Genomic DNA, 18,123 nt, shown 5'->3' on the forward strand with positions numbered 1-18,123 from the left:
ATCTGTTTAAACTACCTAACCTCTTTCGTATTTTTGTTTGATTTAATACTGTATTTTTTTAGGATAAATAAAACAAGACAAAGACATCTTTAGTACTTAAAACTTCGATATTATTAAAAAAAAAGCGCAATAAGTATCGTTACTTGCAATCTCCAAGGCAGTATGAAAATAAAGCCCTAATTATTAATTCATTAGGTATCTTCATACAAATCAGTTTTTCAATCCTAGTAATATAACTGTGCCAAATACCGTTCTTTTTCGAAGCAAAAAAACTAATAATATTTAACTACTCCTTCCATTTCCATATATAATATCTAGATTAAGCATCCGCAAAAAATTATCATAATATTGAGATCAATAGGTGCTTTTTTATGATAAAAAACACAATTATACTTAATTTATTTTGAATAAAAAAATTGAATAATTAATAGTATTTGTTCAATATATTGAATTATCGTTAATATTTAATAGATTTTAATTAGGAATGTTAAGAATTTATTAAGAATTTTGAAAATCTAATTCAAAAATATTTTAATATGAAATTAATGTTTAATAGCTTTTTGGTGCTGGCAATAGCACTGATTTCGCAAGTTACATTTGCTCAGGAAAGAATGGTTTCCGGGTTGGTTTCCGACGAAAGCGGATTACCAATTCCAGGAGTTAACATTCTGGTTAAAGGAACCACAAACGGAATTCAGACTGATTTTGACGGTAAATTTCAAATCATGGTAGCACCAGAACAAATGCTGGTTTTTTCCTACATTGGAATGATCGGTAAAGAAGTCTTAGCTTCATCAACTAATTTGACAATCAAACTGAAAGATGATGCTGTACAATTAGAAGGTGTTGTAGTTACAGCCCTTGGAATCAAAAGAGAAAAAAAATCACTAGGATATGCAACTCAGGAAGTAGGCGGTGATTTACTGTCTCAAGGTGGTCAAAACAATGCAGTATCAGCTCTTTCTGGAAATGTGGCAGGGGTTCAAGTAGTTGCACCATCAACAATGGGAGGCTCTTCACGAATTATCATGAGAGGTATTGGATCCGTAACCGGAGAAAACAAACCTTTGATTGTGATAGATGGTATTCCTTTAGACAATGGTAATTATAACGACTCCAATACCGAAAGAGGAGCCGGAGGTAGGGATTATGGAGACGCTTCTGCGGATATTAATCCAGACGATATCGAATCCGTTACGGTATTAAAAGGAGGTCCTGCTGCCGCACTTTACGGGAATAGAGCCGGTAACGGTGCCATTTTGTACACTACAAAATCAGCTAAAAAAGGAAAAGGTGTAATCGAATTCAACAGTGGAATCACTCTCGAATCGATCAACATCATGCCAAACCTTCAAAACTCTTATGGTGGTGGTAATTCAACTACTTTTGGAACAGCTAACATAAACGGAACCACATACAACGTTCCTGATTATGGAACAGATGAAAGCTGGGGACCTAAATACGATCCCAATTTAAAATACCTTCCCTGGAATGCTTTTGATCCTGAATTTTCTAATGATTTTCTAAAAGAAAGGTCATGGGTTGCACCTGCTAACGATGTTCGTTCTTTTTTTAGAACTGGTGTAACACGCAACAACTCGATCTCTTTCATGAAAGCAACCGAAGATTCTAATATCAGAGTTGCCTATGCGAACCAAAGTACAGACGGAATCGTTCCAAATAGCAGACTGTCCAAAAACACCTTCTCTTTTAATGCGAGTACTAAAATATCGGATAAATTAAAAGTAGAAGCTATGGCTACCTATACTTTGACCAAAGGTTTTAACAGACCCGAACAAGGATATGGAGACAATAGTTTAGGACAAAAATTCTTTCAATGGGGACAAAGACAATTGGACTACAATGAATTAAAGGATTACAAACTGGCCAATGGCGACCAAAGAACTTGGAACAGAAAAGGTTTTGACGATGCTACACCTAATTATTCTGACAACGCCTATTGGACCATCAATGAAAATACATCCGAAGACAAAAGAAACCGTCTTTTTGGAAACGCTAAATTGACATATAACATCACTGATGAATTATATGTAGTAGGAAATGTGTATGCTGACACTTATACTTTTAGAGTAAGTGAAAGAGTCGCTATAGGCTCACAGGCTCAATCGAGTTATACGGATCAAACCAGAACTTTAAGTGATTTCAATTATGAAGGAAGAGTCCATTTTGACAAAAAAATAGGAAAATTTAGTGTTAATTCGTTTTTAGGTGCAAACAGAAGAAATTATTCCTTCAACTCCATTCGCGGAGAGTCTGTAGGAGGATTAGTATTGCCAGGATTGTATAACTTATCCAACAGTTCTGAACAAGCTCTAGCTACTAATGAGCAACAATTCATGACCACTAATAGTCTTTATGGTTTTGCTTCGGTGGGATATGACAACATGTTATTTCTTGAAGTTACGGATAGAAATGACTGGTTTAGTACCACTAGCAAATCCGTAAACTACGCCTCGGTAACGGGTAGTTTTATTTTTTCTGAACTGACTGATATTGATTGGTTGGATTTTGGTAAACTAAGAGCAGGTTGGGCACAAGCCGGAAACAGCACATCACCTTACCGTCTTCAAAATTATATTGACGTTTATTCTCCTTTTCAAGGTGATCCACGATATAGTACGGCTTTAAGCTCTAATAACGCTGATCTTGTACCTGAATTGAAAACTACTAAAGAAATTGGTCTGGAATTCAGTTTATTCAAAAAAAGAGTAAATTTAGACGTATCCTATTATGACGTAATTACAACTGATTTAATTACACCGATACAATTAGAAACGAGCACAGGATTTAGCTCTAAACTGATTAACGCAGGTAAATTACAAAACAGAGGTATCGAAACTACCTTGAACATTAACCCGATACGAACTGAAGATTTCAACTGGGACATCACTTGGAACTTTGCTAAAAATGACAACAAATTAGTCGAATTATTCGAAGATGTAACGAGTTTACAATTAGCACAAGGGCCTTTTAGAGCACGTTTATTAGCTGTTGTAGGTCAAAAATACGGTCAACTCTACGGAACTGACTTTGTATATGACAACAATGGGAACAAGCTAGTGGGAGCAGATGGAAATTACGTAGCCTCTGAACAAAAATCACTCGGATCTATTATACCGGATTACAACATGGGAATAAGAAATGCTTTCCGGTATAAAAACTTTAGCTTGAGTGCTTTAATTGACATTCAAAAAGGTGGTAGTTATTTCTCTACTACTCACATGTGGGGAACTTATTCTGGAATGCTTGAAAATTCTGCAGCAAACGGAATAAGAGAAAATGGAATTGTTGTAGATGGTGTTTTGGCTGACGGAACACAAAATACACAAAATATTCCTGCAAGAACATGGGCACAAGCACATTACAACACTGTAGATGCTCAAAATGTTTTTGATGCTGATTACATCAAATTAAGAGAAGTATCTTTTGGATACAACTTGCCAATCAAAAAAGAAAGTCCTTTTAGCAGTATTAAACTATCTGTTTATGGAAGAAACTTATTTGCTTGGGGATTGGCCTGGAAAGGAATGGATCCAGAAATGGCTTCATACGGAAGTGGCAATACACAAGGTATCGAAGGAGGTTCATTGCCTTCTACCAGAACCTACGGAATGAACCTGGAATTTAAATTCTAATAAAAAAATCATGAAAAAAAGAATCATATCTGCCTTAGCATTTATTGCTATACTTGTAACCACAAGCTGCACCGCTGATTTAGAAGAAATCAACAATGACCCAAACAGACCGGTATCCGTACCTAGCTATGGAGTATTCAACTTTGCCAATAAAGCCATTATGGACGGAACCAGAGGCCCATTCTCTTCTGCTAGAATGACTTTACCATGGGTTCAATATTCGGCACAGACAAATTACACAGAAGAGGATCGCTTCCAATTCAGACAGGAAACCAATACTGCTTTATACAACTCCTATTATTTAGCTGCCAATAATTATAAGTTAGTCATAGATTTGAATGTAGATCCTGCAACAAGAGCTGAAATGTCATCTTATGGAAATAATGACAATCAAATAGCTGCGGCAAGAATAATGCTGGCGTATACTTTTTCTCAATTAGTAGACACCTATGGTGATGTCCCTTATTACTCTTACGGAAATAGTGATGCCGATTTTCAAGCTTTGCAATTAGAAAAAGGCATTCTGAAACCCAAATATGCCAGTCAGCAAAAAATATATGCTGATATTCTAAAAGAATTACAAGAAGCCTCTGAAATGATTGTAGCTACTGAAGTAGTTTTTACCCGAGGGGATCAACTTTTTCAGGGAAATGCTCAAAAACTAAAAAGATTCTCTAACTCCCTGCGCTTACGAATAGCAAACAGAGTAAAAGGAGTTGTTTCTGGTGCCGAAGGTCACATTACTGATGCAATCGCTTCGGGCGTTATGCTTTCAAATTCAGATAATGTTGGCTTGACTTATCAAAATGATGCCATCAATCCTAGCCCACTCTATATTGCTTTTTTTATAAACAACAGAGATGATTTTACGATTTCTAATACTTTTGTAGACTTATTAAAAGGAACTTTAGGAAACAATAGTGCGGATCCAAGGTTGCAAAAATATGCAGCTCCAATAACTGCATCCTTAGAAGATGTGGGTAACAACTTGTATACAGAAACTGATGATTTAGCCCAATATATCGGAATGCCATATGGAATTCCTAGTGCATCAGCACCATCACAGTTACCTAATACATCGCGATTTAGTTCTAATATTCTTAAAACTAATTATACTGAATACTTTATGGAATATGCGGAAGTTGAATTTTTATTGGCCGAAAATAACAATTGGAACAATACAAATTACACCAATGGCGTAAGAGCTTCCATGGAACGTTGGGGAGTCACAGCAGCTAAAATTAGTACCTACTTAACGAACCTGGCCCCACCATCAAAAGAAAATGTACTGACTCAAAAATACATAGCGCTTTACATGCAGCCTACAGAGGCCTGGTCAGAACACAGACGAACTGGATTCCCTAATACAATCTTGAAACCAGGCGGTACTTATGCCTTGAATAATCCTTTTGAAGGCGCAACAACCTATACCTTTAAAGCTTTAAACAATTTGACAGAAATGCCAAGTCGCCTTAATTATCCCGTGAACTCCCCTCAGTTAAACGGCGAAAATTATCAACAAGCATCCTCTAATATAGGTGGTGATTTACTAACCACTAAATTGATTTGGGACAAAAATTAATTATCCTTTAATTAGTTTTTAAAAAGAAGAATACTAAAAAATTACAATTTTTAAACAGTAGTAAACAAATGTTCGCTACTGTTTTTTTTTGTTTAAAAAGTTCCTTTGACACAGATTAAGCTTCTTATTTGAATTACGCTCCGTACTATCAAATTCGGCTCATGCCGTGCTTATGTCCTCCAATCCACTGCGTAAGTTATAAAAAAAAGACAAAGTAAGACTGTCATTTAAAAACTAAACCCTTTGCAAGTTTGAAACGCAGCAAGAGTTCTTAAAAAGAAAAACACTGCCAAAATTTTAGGTTTAAAAAAATTAATAAAATGGATAGTTAACGAGAGAAAATAATTTTAAAAAAAGTTATTTTTTTCTTTCAATGACATAATTTACCATTAAAATAAGTGCCTCTTTAAATTCAGAATTGGGATAGTTATCCAAAATCAAAAGGGCTTCTTGCTGAAATTCGACCATTTTTTGTTCCGCATAAAGCAATCCGTTATTGTTTTTCACAAAAGCAATCACTTCTTTGACGCGTTTTTTATCTTTATTATGGTTTTTTATGGAGTTGATCAACCACGTTTTTTCTTTTGAAGTACACGTATTCAGAACATGAATAAGTGGCAATGTCATCTTTTGTTCTTTGATGTCAATTCCGGTTGGTTTACCAATAGCTTCCTCCGTATAATCAAATAAATCATCTTTTATTTGAAAAGCCATGCCTATGAGTTCTCCAAACTTGCGCATGTTTTCAACCTGAACTTCCTCTTCAATTACTGATCTTGCTCCCAGAGCACAACAGGCAGCAATAAGTGTAGCTGTCTTTTTCCGAATGATTTCATAATAGATATCTTCTGTAATGTCAAGTCTTCGGGCTTTTTCAATTTGGAGTAATTCCCCTTCACTCATTTCACGTACTGCTACGGAAATAATTCGGAGTAAATCGAAATCACCATTGTCTATAGAAAGCAACAATCCTTTGGACAACAAATAATCACCAACAAGTACGGCAATTTTATTTTTCCAAAGCGCATTTAGCGAGAAAAAACCTCTTCTGCGGTTGCTGTCATCTACTACATCATCATGAACTAATGTAGCGGTATGAATAAGTTCAATAACACAAGCGCCGCGATATGTACGCTCGTTTACAACTCCTGCCGAAACCATTTTGGCCGTCAAAAAAACAAACATGGGACGCATTTGTTTTCCTTTTCTATTGACAATATAATACGTGATTCTATTCAACAAAGCCACTTGAGACGTCATCGATTCGTAGAACTTTTTTTCAAAAAGTTCCATTTCATCAAAAATGGGCTGTTTAATTTTAGAGGTCACATTCATTAGAATTCAAAGGTACATTATTAACCTGCCATTATTTTGATATTTCCATAAAAACCGAATCCTTTTACGCTTCCTTGTTTGCTAATTGTCCGCAGGCAGCATCTATATCTTTACCGCGACTTCTTCGCACTTTTACAACAATTCCGGCAGCCTCAAGCGCTTTTATGTACGCCTCTATTGATTCATCAGAGGCTTGTTGAAACTCCCCATCATCAATGGGATTATATTCAATAAGATTCACTTTGCAAGGAACATATTTACAAAACTTTACTAAGGCCTCTATCGAAGCTTTATTGTCATTTATATCTTTCCAAACAACATATTCGTAGGAAATTTTGCTTTTTGTTTTTCGGTACCAATACTCTAATGATTCCCGCAACTCTGCCAATGGAAAGTTTGCGCTAAACGGCATGATTCTGGAACGAATTTCATCGATTGCTGAATGTAGCGAAACCGCCAACTTAAACTTCACCTCATCATCCGCTAATTTCTTAATCATTTTAGGCACTCCTGAAGTAGAAACCATAATGCGTTTAGGCGACATTCCTAACCCTTCTGGAGAAACAATCATTTCAATAGCTTTCAAGACATTGTTATAGTTCATAAGAGGTTCTCCCATTCCCATGAAAACGATATTTGATAACGGATGATTGTAATACAAACGGCTTTCTTTATCAATGGCTATTACCTGATCATAAATTTCCGCTGGCTCCAGATTTCGCATTCTTTTTAATCGCGCTGTAGCGCAAAAATTACAATCCAAACTACACCCCACCTGACTGGAAACACAAGCTGTAGTCCTGGTATTAGTAGGAATCAAGACTGATTCCACCACCAACCCATCATGCAAACGTACAGCATTTTTTACCGTTCCGTCTTCACTGCGTTGCATTGTATCTACTTTGATATGGTTGATCACGAAGTGTGTTTCAAGCATAGCACGCGTTTCTTTAGACACATTAGTCATATCCTCAAAACTATGCGCACCTTTGCTCCACAACCATTCGTAGACCTGATTTCCGCGAAAGGCTTTGTCTCCGTTAGTGATAAAAAATTCGCGTAATTGTTCTTTGGATACCGCTCGTATGTCTTTTTTCTCGATTTGCATGGTGCAAAGTTAATGACAATTTGTTGATTTGTTGATTTGATAATTTGATAACTTTGTCACAAATTGAAAAAACTCAACTAATGCATTTCATTTCCCAAGAATTAGAAGATTATATCGAGCAACATTCCGAAAAAGAGCCTGCTTTATTAGCGGCACTAAATAAAGAAACCTACCAGAAAATTTTATTGCCACGCATGTTAAGTGGTCATTTTCAAGGTCGGGTTTTGAGTATGCTATCAAAATTGATTCGACCTATGAACATTCTGGAAATTGGGACTTATACCGGGTATTCCGCTTTATGTTTGTGCGAAGGCATGCGGGAAAATGGTCAATTGCATACGATTGACATCAAAGAAGAATTAGTTGATTTCCAGCGCAAACATTTTGACAAGTCATCTTGGGGAAAGCAAATTGTACAACATTTAGGTGAAGCAACAGCCATAATCCCAACTTTAGAACTGCAATTTGATTTGGTCTTCATCGATGCTGATAAAGAAAATTATCTGAATTATTTTGAAATGATTGTTCCTAAAATGAATAAAGGCGGCGTTATCCTATCCGATAATGTTTTGTGGAGCGGAAAAGTTCTGGAACCCTTACAAACCAATGATGTGAGTACAAAAGTATTACAAGCCTACAATCAATTATTAAAAAATGACCCCCGTATAGAAACTGTTTTATTGCCTATTCGTGATGGATTGACAGTGAGCAGAGTGCTTTAGTTAGCAATCTTTTTTTGAAACCAAATACCTTAGCCCCGGCAGGAACGACATCTCCCGATGTAGAAAAACAAGATCTTTAATCGTAGTTTTATATCGGAAATACAGTCTAGAGCAGGAAACGACTCCTGCTACTTGATAGGATTAACTGGGAAATATTTTTTCTGTGCTATTGTATATCCTTTAAACATAAGTGTTCCAAAAATAACGCCACATAAATAGCCGGATAAAATATCCAATGGATAATGCAATCCTAAATAGATTCTACTGTAGGCAAAAACTAAAGGCCATAAGAACAGAAAGGCCATATATTTAGTCGTTTTTTTGAGAACAAAGTATAAAAAAACGCAAACAGCCATTGTGTTTGAGGAGTGACCCGAGAAAAAACTAAAGGAATTGCGGACTTGCACAATACGAATAAAGGAATTGATTTCCGGATTATTACAGGGACGCAATCGTTGAAATCCGTTCTTGAATAAGTTCGTTGTCTGATCTGTAATTGTCACTAAAAGAGCTGCAAACAACAATACATATAAGGTTTGCTGTAGGCCTAATTTTTTATAAATGAAATACAACAAAAGCAAAAAAAGCGGAATCCAATTGAATTGACTGGTGATAAACAGCCAAAACCCATCATAAGTGGTCGAACCTAAACCATTCAAATAAACAAATAACTGGGTATCAAGGGATACTATTTTTTCTATCATTATACCTGACGTTTTATGGGACCTGCGGCATCTTCAATAATTTCTTTTGTTGTGTTGATCTGCGAAGTTGTTTCTTCCCGTAAACTCTCAGTAGTTTTATTAATTTCGGTCGATACGCCTTCTGTAATGTTTTTAAATTGCGAGGTATCCCCCATCAAATTGTCCTTTGCCTTATTGATTTCAGTCGTAATATTACCTCGAAAATCGCTCAAAGATTTGGTGTCAAACCCATTCGCCTCTGCTCCTTTTTGAATTTCGCTTTTTATATCGTTAGTTGCATTTTTCAATTGCGCCATTGCTTTACCCATCGTACGTGCCATTTCAGGTACTTTATCTGACCCAAAAAGCATGAGCACTATAAACATAATAAATATTAATTCTCCTCCTCCTATGCCAAACATATTTTTTGTTTTAGTTGCTACAAAGATACCTAATTTTGAAACTTTGCGTTTTAATTTTTTCATAAAAAAAGACTCTTTTTAGAGTCTTTTTTTAGCAGTACCGTTTATTTAATCAAATTTAGACTTCACTTCTTCTTTTGGCCACGTGTTATTGGTTACATCAATATCAGCTGTTTCTAATTTTGGATCTATCTGGATTTTTTTGATTGCTTTTTCAGTTGCATACACTTTCTTAGCCGTATCATTGTTTTTTCTCCAGATTTGCGCAGGATATTTGAAGGTTTCTTTTGTATCATCTTCATAGGTTAGCTCAACAATGATTGGCATTAACATACCGCCTGGCTTGTTGAAATCTACTTCATAGAAATACTTTGGCGATTTAAGTTTAGCTTTTTCATCTGCAGTAAAATTTTGATTTACATACTCCGAAAGTAAATTTACATCTGCAATTGCCAATGCTTTTTTATCTTTAGCGGACAATTCTTCACTTGTTTCTGGGACTAAATAAAGGAAGGGTCCTTTTTCTTGTCCAAAACGACCTCTTCGTACTGTGGCGTCTTTTAAATCTTTCGTGGGAGTCAGTGAAACATAATATTGTTTAACTTCCTTGATGCCTATATCTACAAAATCCGTGGAGTAGAACCAACCTCTGAAAAACCAATCTAAATCTACTGCAGAAGCATCTTCCATAGTTCTAAAAAAATCTTCTGGTGTTGGGTGCTTGAATTTCCATCGGTTTGCATATACTTTAAAAGCATGATCAAACAACTCTCTTCCCATGATAGTTTCTCTAAGGATATTTAAGCCTGTTGCTGGCTTTCCGTAGGCGTTTGCCCCAAATTGAACTATTGTCTCCGAATTAGACATAATAGGCTCCAAGAATTTTTGATCCCCGCTCATGTACGGAACGATCTTACTTGCTGGACCACGACTGGAAGGAAAATTAGTTCCCATTTCTTGCTCTGCCATATACTGCATAAAGGTATTCAATCCTTCATCCATCCAGGACCATTGACGTTCATCAGAATTTACAATCATAGGAAAGAAATTGTGTCCTACTTCATGAATTGTTACACCTATCATTCCATTTTTTATGCGATCACTAGTAACACCTTTTTCATCTGGACGCCCGTAATTCCAACAAATCATTGGATACTCCATTCCTTGATCTTCAGCAGATACTGAAACTGCTTTAGGATAAGGATAGTCAAAAGTATGCGCTGAATAACTTTTCAGCGTGTGTGCTACGGTTCTTGTTGCCGTTTCTCCCCAAAGTGGATTGGATTCTTTTGGATAAACTGAAATTGCCATTACCGTTTTATCATTCAATTTAACGGCCATTGCATCGTATATAAACTTTCTAGAAGTAGCAATACCAAAATCCCTCACGTTTTTAGCGCTAAATTTCCATGTTTTTTTCTTATCTGAAAATCCTTTTTCGCTAGCTTCCGCCTCTGCTTGCGTAACAACAACTACAGGTTTGTCGTACGTTTTTTGTGCTAACTCATATCTTTTTAGTTGCGCCGCCGTAAACACTTCACTCCTATTCATAAGATCACCCGTAGCTTCCATAATATGATCTGCAGGTACCGTGATGTTCACATCAAAATCACCAAAAGGCAACGTAAACTCTCCCGTTCCCCAAAATTGCATATTCTGCCATCCTTCAACATCATTGTATACTGCCATTCTAGGATAAAACTGCGCAATTACATATAATTTATTTCCTGATTTTTCAAATAATTCATACCCGGATCGGCCGCCTTCAGCTCTGTAATTATTGATATTATACCACCAATTGATTGCAAAAGAGAATTTCTCTCCTGGTTTCATCGGTGTCTCTAAATTAATACGCATCATGGTTTGGTTGATCGTAAAAGATAACGGATTTCCTTTCGCGTCTTTTACAAAGTCAATATTAAAACCACGCTCTAATTCTTGTTTTAAAAACTTATTTGTGAAGTTTCCCGCCGGAAAAACCTGTTCCATTCTTTGGCTTTCTGCTAAAGGGGTTTGCGAATTTTTAGCGGATTGATTTTGGTCTAGTTGTACCCACAAATATTCTAAGGTATCAGGTGAATTATTATAATACGTAATAGTTTCAGAGCCTGTTAGCTTAGAATTTTTGTCGTCTAAATCAATATTGATTTTATAATCAGCTTGTTGCTGGTAATAAGCAGGACCCGGAGCTCCTGAAGCCGTACGAAATAGGTTAGGCGTAGCTAACAAATCATACATTTGACTAAACTTATTGGTATCGTACCTTCCGGTTTGTTTTGGCGTTACCGAAGTCGATTTTTCTTGCGCAACTAACAACGCAGGAAGAAATAAAAATAAAAATATTTTTTTCATAGTAAATTTATGGTTCTTTAATTGTGTGAAATTAGCATTTTAAATAGCCGTTTCAAAATTTATTCATACTTTAAAACTCCAGTTGATACAGAATCTGTAAACAGCATCGTGTTTTTAATCCCAAAAACCTTAAAATGCATGATGTTTTGCTGTTCGTTATTTCCTTCAATAATGACTGTATTATACACTTCAAGAGTCGTTATTTTTGGAATATCTTTTATGCTCAAATAACAAATAAGCACATCGCCTTCCATTTCTTTACTCAAAAGATACATCGTGGTGGGATGTCCATTAATTTTTATGGAAAACTTTTCAGTGAAATACTTTTTCAATAAAACCAAATCCGCAGCGGTTTCTTTCTCAGAACCCAAGTTGATTTTTTTACTGTACTTTTTTCCGATAGCATTATTCAAATCATCTACAAAAATACGCGAGGTGATTTGGAGCATTTTCTTTTCGGGAGCGTAATTCACCTGATATAATGCCACGTAAAACTTGTGCACACTGAACGAAGTTAACGTCAAAAATAGCAGTCCAAAAAAGGAAATTAAAATTATTTTTTTCATTCGAAGATTCTATTTGTTTTTTATCGGAAAATGGTATCGCCATTCTTCAATCTTATTTGTATTCTGGAATCATGGCGATTTCATTTTTCAAAAGTAGTAATTCTTTTAAACTCTTCGTTCTTGGTAATTAAGAAATCAATCAGTAAAAATTCATCTTCTTGTTTCAAAAGGGTTTTTGCTTTTGGATCACCCTCACAGTAATCCAGAAAAAGACCTATCTCATCCTTTTTCAACCTCAATGTATTGGTAAAAAAATAAGCATCCATTCCTTTCGAGACTACATCCGAAAAATCTACATTTGGATTTAAACCTGCTTTATCTTCGGAATCTTTCTTAAATAATTTCGAAACCATTTTGAACACTCTGACAAAATCCATTCCGTTTTCTATAGTCCCGTCTGACGGCATCGTTCTATTAATAGGAGATGATTTTTCGTCATCTACAAATTGCATATCTACAATGCGCTGCGAACCTCCTACTATGGGTTTAATTTCGGCTTTTCGTTTCACAATAACTTCATTGAGCAGCGTAGTTTGCGTCTCTAAATTAATTACAAACAATGATTTTTCAAAATCTTTTTCCGCAACAACTATCTTTTTAGACTTGAATAAACTACTTGAAACAAGCAACGTATCTTTCGCTTTCGCCAAAACATCAAAAAAGCCCTGATTACTTATAAAAGTTCTGGTTTTTGAATTTAAATTAAAAACATACCCGTGATCCACTAAAGCAGATTCGTTAATAAACTGACCATGTAAAGACTTCCTGCTTTCATTTTGACCAAAAGAAAATTGGCAAAAGAAAATTAAACAAATGATTTTTATTCTTGTTTTCATTGTAATTTTTTTTAGTATTATTTTTTTAAAGACTGTTGTCTATTTTCTTTGGCAAGTATAGCTTTATATTCTTCGGCCAAAGCTACCATAAAAAAAATAGTCTTTTGTTTGTTTTTGGAGGCTAAAACTTCCAAAAAAATTTCATTTTCTACTATAAAATATTTAAAACCAGTAACGTAATCACTTGTAATCCCCAATTGAACCGTAAAATATTCTGGATTGTACAATTCAGAAATTAATTTGATATCGTTTTCTTTTTTCTCCAAAACAACTAATTTCTTAAGCCGTTTCGTTCTCCCATTGATCTTGTTTAGCAGCGGATCCAGTGGCATCGACCCACCTAAAAGATTCAATAATTGTATCGGTTTGAAATCACCTGCGGTTCTTAACCTTCGTGCTGCCGGACTATATCTCATCGGATCTTTAGTTACAATACCCAATGACAGCGCATTAAATTGATTTTTATTGACAATTACCTCTTTCAGTTCTGTAGTTGTAGGCTGCATCTCGATTGACAGCATTCCAAGTTCAAAATCATTAAAACTAATTGTTTTCCTATACGTTTTAAGATTTACCGCAGTGAAGACCAATACATCATTGGTTTTTGCCACAATAAAAAATGCTCCGGAACTATTTGTTTGCGTTGTTATTCCCCCTGATAAATTTAAGATATTTATCCCACTTACTAAAACCGAATCTACTCTTGTTTTCCCATGAAGCACTCTTTCATCGCTCGTCTGTCCAAAAGCAAGCTGACTGCCCAAAAAGAAAACTACCCATAAAATGCTATTGATTTTCATCGATTATAATTTGATTATAATTTGCAGCAAGGCTTACAATTAAATACATAACCAATGTTTTATTTTTAGCACGCAACGCATTTGCAAAAGCTATATTATCCACACAATAATATTGAAATCCTTTGATATAATCCGAGGGTATTTTTAATGTTTGCGTATAGTACTTATCCTCAAAAAGCCCATCAATTCTCGCTAACAACTGTTCTTTCTTCTCAATTATAATTTCTTTTTTCAACATGGCTTTTCGTCCAGAAATAGTATTGAGCAATCCATCAATTCCTCCACCGGAAGTTGCGGTGTATAATTTCCTCTCAGCAGGCGTATATTTTTTTTGACCGTAGGGAATAATCCCTAAACTCTCTGCTGAAATAGAAGATTCACCGACTACAACCTCATTCAGAACAATGCTTTTTGGGATCATTATCACTGAAAAAACCGTTTCTAATACATCTTGTTTATTAATTTTTCGGCGTAATGTTTCCAGATTAACGGCAGTAAAGACTAAAACGTCGCCTTCTTTTGCAGGTATAACAAAAAAGCCATTACCCTGTGACACGGTTGCTTTTCCTGTTGATATATTTACAATATTAATGCGGTCAACAGCAACAGAATCCGAAGTGATTTTTCCTCGAATTTCCTTTACCATTTCTACCTGTCCAAAAGTGGCTTGAACTACGAGAAAGAATAACAACTGTAAGGTATTTTTAATTTTCACTGGCAATTATTTCTTTATATTTTATTGCTAATTCCCCCATCAAAAAAGTGGTCATCGTCACATTTTTAGATTTCAAAACAGCCACAAATCGTTCGTTTTCAAGGCTGTAATATTCAAATCCTTTGACATACTCAACCGGTATTTTTAACTTACTCACAAAATAGTCAACGGCAAACAGGTTCTCTAATTGCCTCAAATAGGATTCTTTCTGCTCCACTTCAAGTTCTTTTTTTAGCATTTTTGTTCTTCCTGAAATCCAGTTCAATAACGGATCTGCTGACACGGACCCTCCCATCATGCTACCCACATTAGCACTGGCATTAAGATTGCTGGCAGTATATAATTTGCGTTCTGCAGGGGTGTAAATTTTTTGCTCTGTAGGAATTATTCCCATTGATACTGCATTGATCCCATTTCGAACAATAACTTCCCGCAATTGATTCGCAATAGGTGTCATTTTTTCAAAAAGAATCCCTTGATCAAAATGGACTTGGGTCAAAAGTATTTTGGTATCTTTGAACTGCACTGCTGAAAATAACAACGTATCACCAACGGCAGCCATAATAGAAAAGTTACCATCCTGACCCGTAATAGAAGTCTTCTCTGTTTTTTTATTTATGACATAAACCCCTTCCGGAACAGAAACATCAGCTGTCACTTTTCCGTTCAGTTGTATTCGGCTTCCTTCTTGTGACATCGCCGCTGTTGTTGCAAAAGCCAAAAACAAATACATAATTCTAATCATCGTTCTTGAAGTCCTTATTGACTTATCGTAAAAGTATCTTAATGCACTCCAAATTAATTACTAATGCCTTGGTAAAAAAATGTTAATTAAAAATTTGAAATAAAAAAGCCTGATTTAATACCTTTAGCGCAAATTATGTATCAAAAAAATGAAAAACATCCTAATTGCAAGCACATCTACTCTTGCAAACGAGAACTATCTGGACTATTTATTACCGGAATTACAAGTGCATTTTCAAAACTGTAATACAATTCTCTTTATTCCTTACGCCAGACCTGGTGGGATCTCTCATAAAGAGTATACTGCAATGGTACGCTTGGCTTTCGCCAAAATAAATAAAGAAATAATTGGAATTCATGAGTTTGAAAACACCACATTAGCTGTAAAAAAAGCAGAAGGAATTTTCACAGGAGGTGGAAATACATTTGTTTTAGTATCACAATTATACAAAAACAACCTTATGGAAACCCTCACTGATGTGGTAAAAAACGGAACTCCGTATTTTGGAACAAGCGCAGGAAGTAACATTTGCGGATTAACGATGCAAACAACAAATGACATGCCAATAGTTTATCCCCCAAGTTTTCAAACGCTGGGATTGGTTCCTTTCAATTTGAATCCGCATTATTTAGATCCGGATACTACTTCAACACACATGGGCGAAACTCGCGAAACCCGAATTAAAGAATACCATGCATTTAATACTGTTCCGGTTTTAGGATTGAGAGAAGGAAGCTGGCTGGATATAAAAGGAGATTCAATCACCCTGAAAGGCAATCTGACCGCACGATTGTTTCGACAAAATCAAAGTCCTGAAGAACTAGAAAGCGGAACTGATTTGAGTTTTGTAAAGTAATCCTAAAATAAATGACACAAAAAAAAGCCAAAACAATTATGTTTTGGCTTGAAAGAGCGAAAGACGAGGCTCGAACTCGCGACAACCAGCTTGGAAGGCTGGAGCTCTACCAACTGAGCTACTTTCGCATGACAACAGTAAAATAAAATTTCAAACTAAAATTTGAAATTCAGAGCGAAAGACGAGGCTCGAACTCGCGACAACCAGCTTGGAAGGCTGGAGCTCTACCAACTGAGCTACTTTCGCATTAACAACGGTGCAAATATAATTAATAAGTTTGCTTCAATGCAAGTTTTTTTCTTAAAAAGTCTCAAACTTACTCCGACAGTCTTTTTTTAAAAGAGGATTCAAATCATAAAGAATTTAATATGAAAATATTATATCCTTATAGCACTCAAAAAATACTTAAAAAAAATAAAGCAAAATATCAAAAAAAGGGCTGTTTAAAGACTTTTTCAGTACAATATCCTAAATTTAGGGAGGAGAACTCGCTAGAAAACTGTCGTTTTGACGGAGATACTTGAGCAACAACTTGCCGTTTTGAATAGTATGCTGCTATAATCTCTTAAAAACAGCCCTCGTATTCAAGGCTAAAAATGATTTATTTACCAATAAAAGCAATTTCAAATATGGGTAATGACCATTCTAAAACAGTATCAAATAAACTGGTTTAGGCAAAAAACGAATTGTTACCGGAGAAAAACGGCATCTCAAACAGAAACCAAATGTAATTTAGTTCAACTCCCCAAAAGAAGCCCTTGGCTTTTACAAAAAAACAGAGTATTTTATAAAGGAGTTAATAGTAACGGAATATTTACTGAACGACGGAGTCAATTGGAATCTGGAATAAATCAAAGAAACGTTACAGAACAAAAGAACAAAATTTGTCAAAATCAAAAAAAAAGTCGCCTTTCATCTCTTATATTGGACTGCTTGGAGCGAGAACAACAAATTGGTTTTTAAAGATGATAGCGATACTTTTGATGCTGCTTTATACGGCAAATTACAAAACTGATTTGGATCCAAATTTTGACACTCTTGAAGGATGATAAATAAAGAAACAGGATTTATCTTTGATAACACTGATAATTGCTTTAGACAAGGTTACAGGAACAGCAGGACAACCCAAACTTCTTCCTAATCTTTGATTATTTTTTATAAATGAATTAGAAACATACTCTGCTGCATGCATCACCACGCCTCTTGCTCTGGCATTATCATTTACTCCTTTTTCCAGACCATCTAATCGAAGTGACATCCCATGTTTACCAGCGTAAATTTCGCCTGTCGAATAAAAGCCTAAACTACTCTTAAAGGATTCCGCAGTATTTGAAAAATTAGAAGCAAATTCATCGCCCGTATTTCTACCATGTGCAACCAAAGAATTAAATAAGACCTCACCGGTACCCAGATTGATCACCCAGAGTCTTTTAATATTAGAAGACAAACTAAAATCAATTAAGGTCAAAATTTCCTTCTTGACTAATCCTTTTTCTTTCAACAAATAGTATCCTTTTAGCGCTTCGGAGAAACTTTCTAATTTAGGCAGTGCAAATTTATTGGAATGCAAATTATTATATGCCACTGTAATATTATCGTCTAAACTCGGTTTCACAGCTTCAGCGTAAATCACTGGCGTGTGTGTCTTTGGTTCAGGAAAGTTGTTTTTGATTGGCACAAACGAAACTAGCAGCAAAAAAATAGTAAGAAATATGTTATAAATCATTGATTGTCTTTAAGTTATG

Annotated in this window: 15 protein-coding genes and 2 tRNA genes; 4 read left to right on the forward strand and 13 right to left on the reverse strand. The window is 35.4% G+C overall.

Annotated features, from left to right (window positions below; genetic code table 11):
* Nucleotides 1–536 precede the first annotated feature (536 nt).
* Together EKL95_RS01035 and EKL95_RS01040 are read left to right on the forward strand one after the other, a co-directional pair.
* Entirely contained in the window at nucleotides 537–3,656 is a 3,120-nt protein-coding gene (locus EKL95_RS01035) for a SusC/RagA family TonB-linked outer membrane protein (RefSeq protein WP_126458887.1), read from the forward strand.
* A 10-nt stretch (nucleotides 3,657–3,666) separates the two neighbouring features.
* Nucleotides 3,667–5,238, forward strand: a complete 1,572-nt coding sequence (locus tag EKL95_RS01040; RefSeq protein WP_126458884.1) for a SusD/RagB family nutrient-binding outer membrane lipoprotein — start codon at nucleotides 3,667–3,669, stop codon at nucleotides 5,236–5,238.
* A gap of 357 nt (nucleotides 5,239–5,595) precedes the next feature.
* On the opposite strand, the gene EKL95_RS01045 is transcribed toward EKL95_RS01040, so the two are convergent.
* Both EKL95_RS01045 and rlmN read right to left on the reverse strand, forming a co-directional pair.
* Nucleotides 5,596–6,573 (reverse strand): polyprenyl synthetase family protein, encoded by a 978-nt coding sequence (locus EKL95_RS01045; protein WP_126458881.1) that lies wholly within the window; start codon nucleotides 6,571–6,573, stop codon nucleotides 5,596–5,598.
* 64 nt (nucleotides 6,574–6,637) lie between these two features.
* Nucleotides 6,638–7,681: a 23S rRNA (adenine(2503)-C(2))-methyltransferase RlmN gene (gene rlmN, locus EKL95_RS01050; protein WP_126554535.1), complete on the reverse strand. Its 1,044-nt coding sequence runs from the start codon at nucleotides 7,679–7,681 to the stop codon at nucleotides 6,638–6,640.
* Nucleotides 7,682–7,761: 80 nt separating this feature from the next.
* Here rlmN and EKL95_RS01055 point away from each other — a divergent pair, with 80 nt between their 5' ends.
* Nucleotides 7,762–8,403, forward strand: coding sequence for an O-methyltransferase (locus EKL95_RS01055; RefSeq protein WP_126458875.1), 642 nt, complete (start codon nucleotides 7,762–7,764; stop codon nucleotides 8,401–8,403).
* A gap of 128 nt (nucleotides 8,404–8,531) precedes the next feature.
* On the opposite strand, the gene EKL95_RS01060 is transcribed toward EKL95_RS01055, so the two are convergent.
* The 8 genes from EKL95_RS01060 to EKL95_RS01095 all read right to left on the reverse strand — a co-directional run bounded on the left by EKL95_RS01060 (nucleotide 8,532) and on the right by EKL95_RS01095 (nucleotide 15,522).
* Nucleotides 8,532–9,107 carry a phosphatase PAP2 family protein gene (locus tag EKL95_RS01060; RefSeq protein ID WP_126554537.1) on the reverse strand — a complete coding sequence of 192 codons (576 nt, stop codon included), beginning with the start codon at nucleotides 9,105–9,107 and terminating at the stop codon, nucleotides 8,532–8,534.
* A complete protein-coding gene (locus tag EKL95_RS01065; protein WP_126451902.1) occupies nucleotides 9,107–9,508 on the reverse strand; it encodes a twin-arginine translocase TatA/TatE family subunit in 402 nt (133 codons plus the stop codon). Before EKL95_RS01065 ends, EKL95_RS01060 begins: the two co-directional genes overlap by 1 nt.
* 108 nt (nucleotides 9,509–9,616) lie before the next feature.
* Nucleotides 9,617–11,860, reverse strand: a complete 2,244-nt coding sequence (locus EKL95_RS01070) for a M1 family metallopeptidase (protein ID WP_126563342.1) — start codon at nucleotides 11,858–11,860, stop codon at nucleotides 9,617–9,619.
* 59 nt (nucleotides 11,861–11,919) lie between these two features.
* Complete coding sequence (locus EKL95_RS01075; protein WP_126563343.1) at nucleotides 11,920–12,426, reverse strand: DUF6702 family protein; 507 nt, start codon at nucleotides 12,424–12,426, stop codon at nucleotides 11,920–11,922.
* A gap of 80 nt (nucleotides 12,427–12,506) precedes the next feature.
* The gene (locus EKL95_RS01080; protein WP_233589358.1) at nucleotides 12,507–13,262 is read right to left on the reverse strand and encodes a hypothetical protein; all 756 of its coding nucleotides are present in this window, start codon (nucleotides 13,260–13,262) and stop codon (nucleotides 12,507–12,509) included.
* Nucleotides 13,263–13,279: 17 nt separating this feature from the next.
* Nucleotides 13,280–14,062, reverse strand: a complete 783-nt coding sequence (locus EKL95_RS01085; protein WP_126563344.1) for a hypothetical protein — start codon at nucleotides 14,060–14,062, stop codon at nucleotides 13,280–13,282.
* The gene (locus tag EKL95_RS01090; protein WP_233589360.1) at nucleotides 14,049–14,753 is read right to left on the reverse strand and encodes a carboxypeptidase-like regulatory domain-containing protein; all 705 of its coding nucleotides are present in this window, start codon (nucleotides 14,751–14,753) and stop codon (nucleotides 14,049–14,051) included. The genes EKL95_RS01085 and EKL95_RS01090 overlap by 14 nt, the downstream gene beginning before the upstream one ends.
* Before the next feature lie 13 nt (nucleotides 14,754–14,766).
* On the reverse strand, nucleotides 14,767–15,522 hold the full coding sequence (locus EKL95_RS01095; RefSeq protein ID WP_126563346.1) for a hypothetical protein: 756 nt from the start codon (nucleotides 15,520–15,522) through the stop codon (nucleotides 14,767–14,769).
* 148 nt (nucleotides 15,523–15,670) lie between these two features.
* On the opposite strand from EKL95_RS01095, the gene pepE reads away from it, so the two are divergent.
* A complete protein-coding gene (gene pepE / locus EKL95_RS01100; RefSeq protein ID WP_126563347.1) occupies nucleotides 15,671–16,378 on the forward strand; it encodes a dipeptidase PepE in 708 nt (235 codons plus the stop codon).
* Nucleotides 16,379–16,433: 55 nt separating this feature from the next.
* On the opposite strand, the gene EKL95_RS01105 is transcribed toward pepE, so the two are convergent.
* The 3 genes from EKL95_RS01105 to EKL95_RS01115 form a co-directional block, all read right to left on the reverse strand.
* Nucleotides 16,434–16,506: transfer RNA gene (locus EKL95_RS01105), tRNA-Gly, on the reverse strand.
* A 45-nt stretch (nucleotides 16,507–16,551) separates the two neighbouring features.
* Nucleotides 16,552–16,624 (reverse strand) — tRNA-Gly (locus EKL95_RS01110).
* A gap of 757 nt (nucleotides 16,625–17,381) precedes the next feature.
* Nucleotides 17,382–18,104 carry a murein L,D-transpeptidase catalytic domain family protein gene (locus tag EKL95_RS01115; protein ID WP_126563348.1) on the reverse strand — a complete coding sequence of 241 codons (723 nt, stop codon included), beginning with the start codon at nucleotides 18,102–18,104 and terminating at the stop codon, nucleotides 17,382–17,384.
* Nucleotides 18,105–18,123 lie beyond the last annotated feature (19 nt).

The organism is Flavobacterium sp. LB2P53 (assembly GCF_003970305.1).
Lineage (GTDB): Bacteria > Bacteroidota > Bacteroidia > Flavobacteriales > Flavobacteriaceae > Flavobacterium.

Bases quoted from the DNA above. Each gene is read 5' to 3' on its own strand.
- EKL95_RS01055 (WP_126458875.1), top strand. From the start codon at position 7,762: ATGCATTTCATTTCCCAAGAATTAGAAGATTATATCGAGCAACATTCC.
- EKL95_RS01070 (WP_126563342.1), bottom strand. From the start codon at position 11,860: ATGAAAAAAATATTTTTATTTTTATTTCTTCCTGCGTTGTTAGTTGCG.
- rlmN (WP_126554535.1), bottom strand. From the start codon at position 7,681: ATGCAAATCGAGAAAAAAGACATACGAGCGGTATCCAAAGAACAATTA.
- EKL95_RS01075 (WP_126563343.1), bottom strand. From the start codon at position 12,426: ATGAAAAAAATAATTTTAATTTCCTTTTTTGGACTGCTATTTTTGACG.
- pepE (WP_126563347.1), top strand. From the start codon at position 15,671: ATGAAAAACATCCTAATTGCAAGCACATCTACTCTTGCAAACGAGAAC.
- EKL95_RS01085 (WP_126563344.1), bottom strand. From the start codon at position 14,062: ATGAAAATCAATAGCATTTTATGGGTAGTTTTCTTTTTGGGCAGTCAG.
- EKL95_RS01060 (WP_126554537.1), bottom strand. From the start codon at position 9,107: ATGATAGAAAAAATAGTATCCCTTGATACCCAGTTATTTGTTTATTTG.
- EKL95_RS01035 (WP_126458887.1), top strand. From the start codon at position 537: ATGAAATTAATGTTTAATAGCTTTTTGGTGCTGGCAATAGCACTGATT.
- EKL95_RS01115 (WP_126563348.1), bottom strand. From the start codon at position 18,104: ATGATTTATAACATATTTCTTACTATTTTTTTGCTGCTAGTTTCGTTT.
- EKL95_RS01095 (WP_126563346.1), bottom strand. From the start codon at position 15,522: ATGATTAGAATTATGTATTTGTTTTTGGCTTTTGCAACAACAGCGGCG.
- EKL95_RS01045 (WP_126458881.1), bottom strand. From the start codon at position 6,573: ATGAATGTGACCTCTAAAATTAAACAGCCCATTTTTGATGAAATGGAA.
- EKL95_RS01080 (WP_233589358.1), bottom strand. From the start codon at position 13,262: ATGAAAACAAGAATAAAAATCATTTGTTTAATTTTCTTTTGCCAATTT.
- EKL95_RS01040 (WP_126458884.1), top strand. From the start codon at position 3,667: ATGAAAAAAAGAATCATATCTGCCTTAGCATTTATTGCTATACTTGTA.
- EKL95_RS01065 (WP_126451902.1), bottom strand. From the start codon at position 9,508: ATGTTTGGCATAGGAGGAGGAGAATTAATATTTATTATGTTTATAGTG.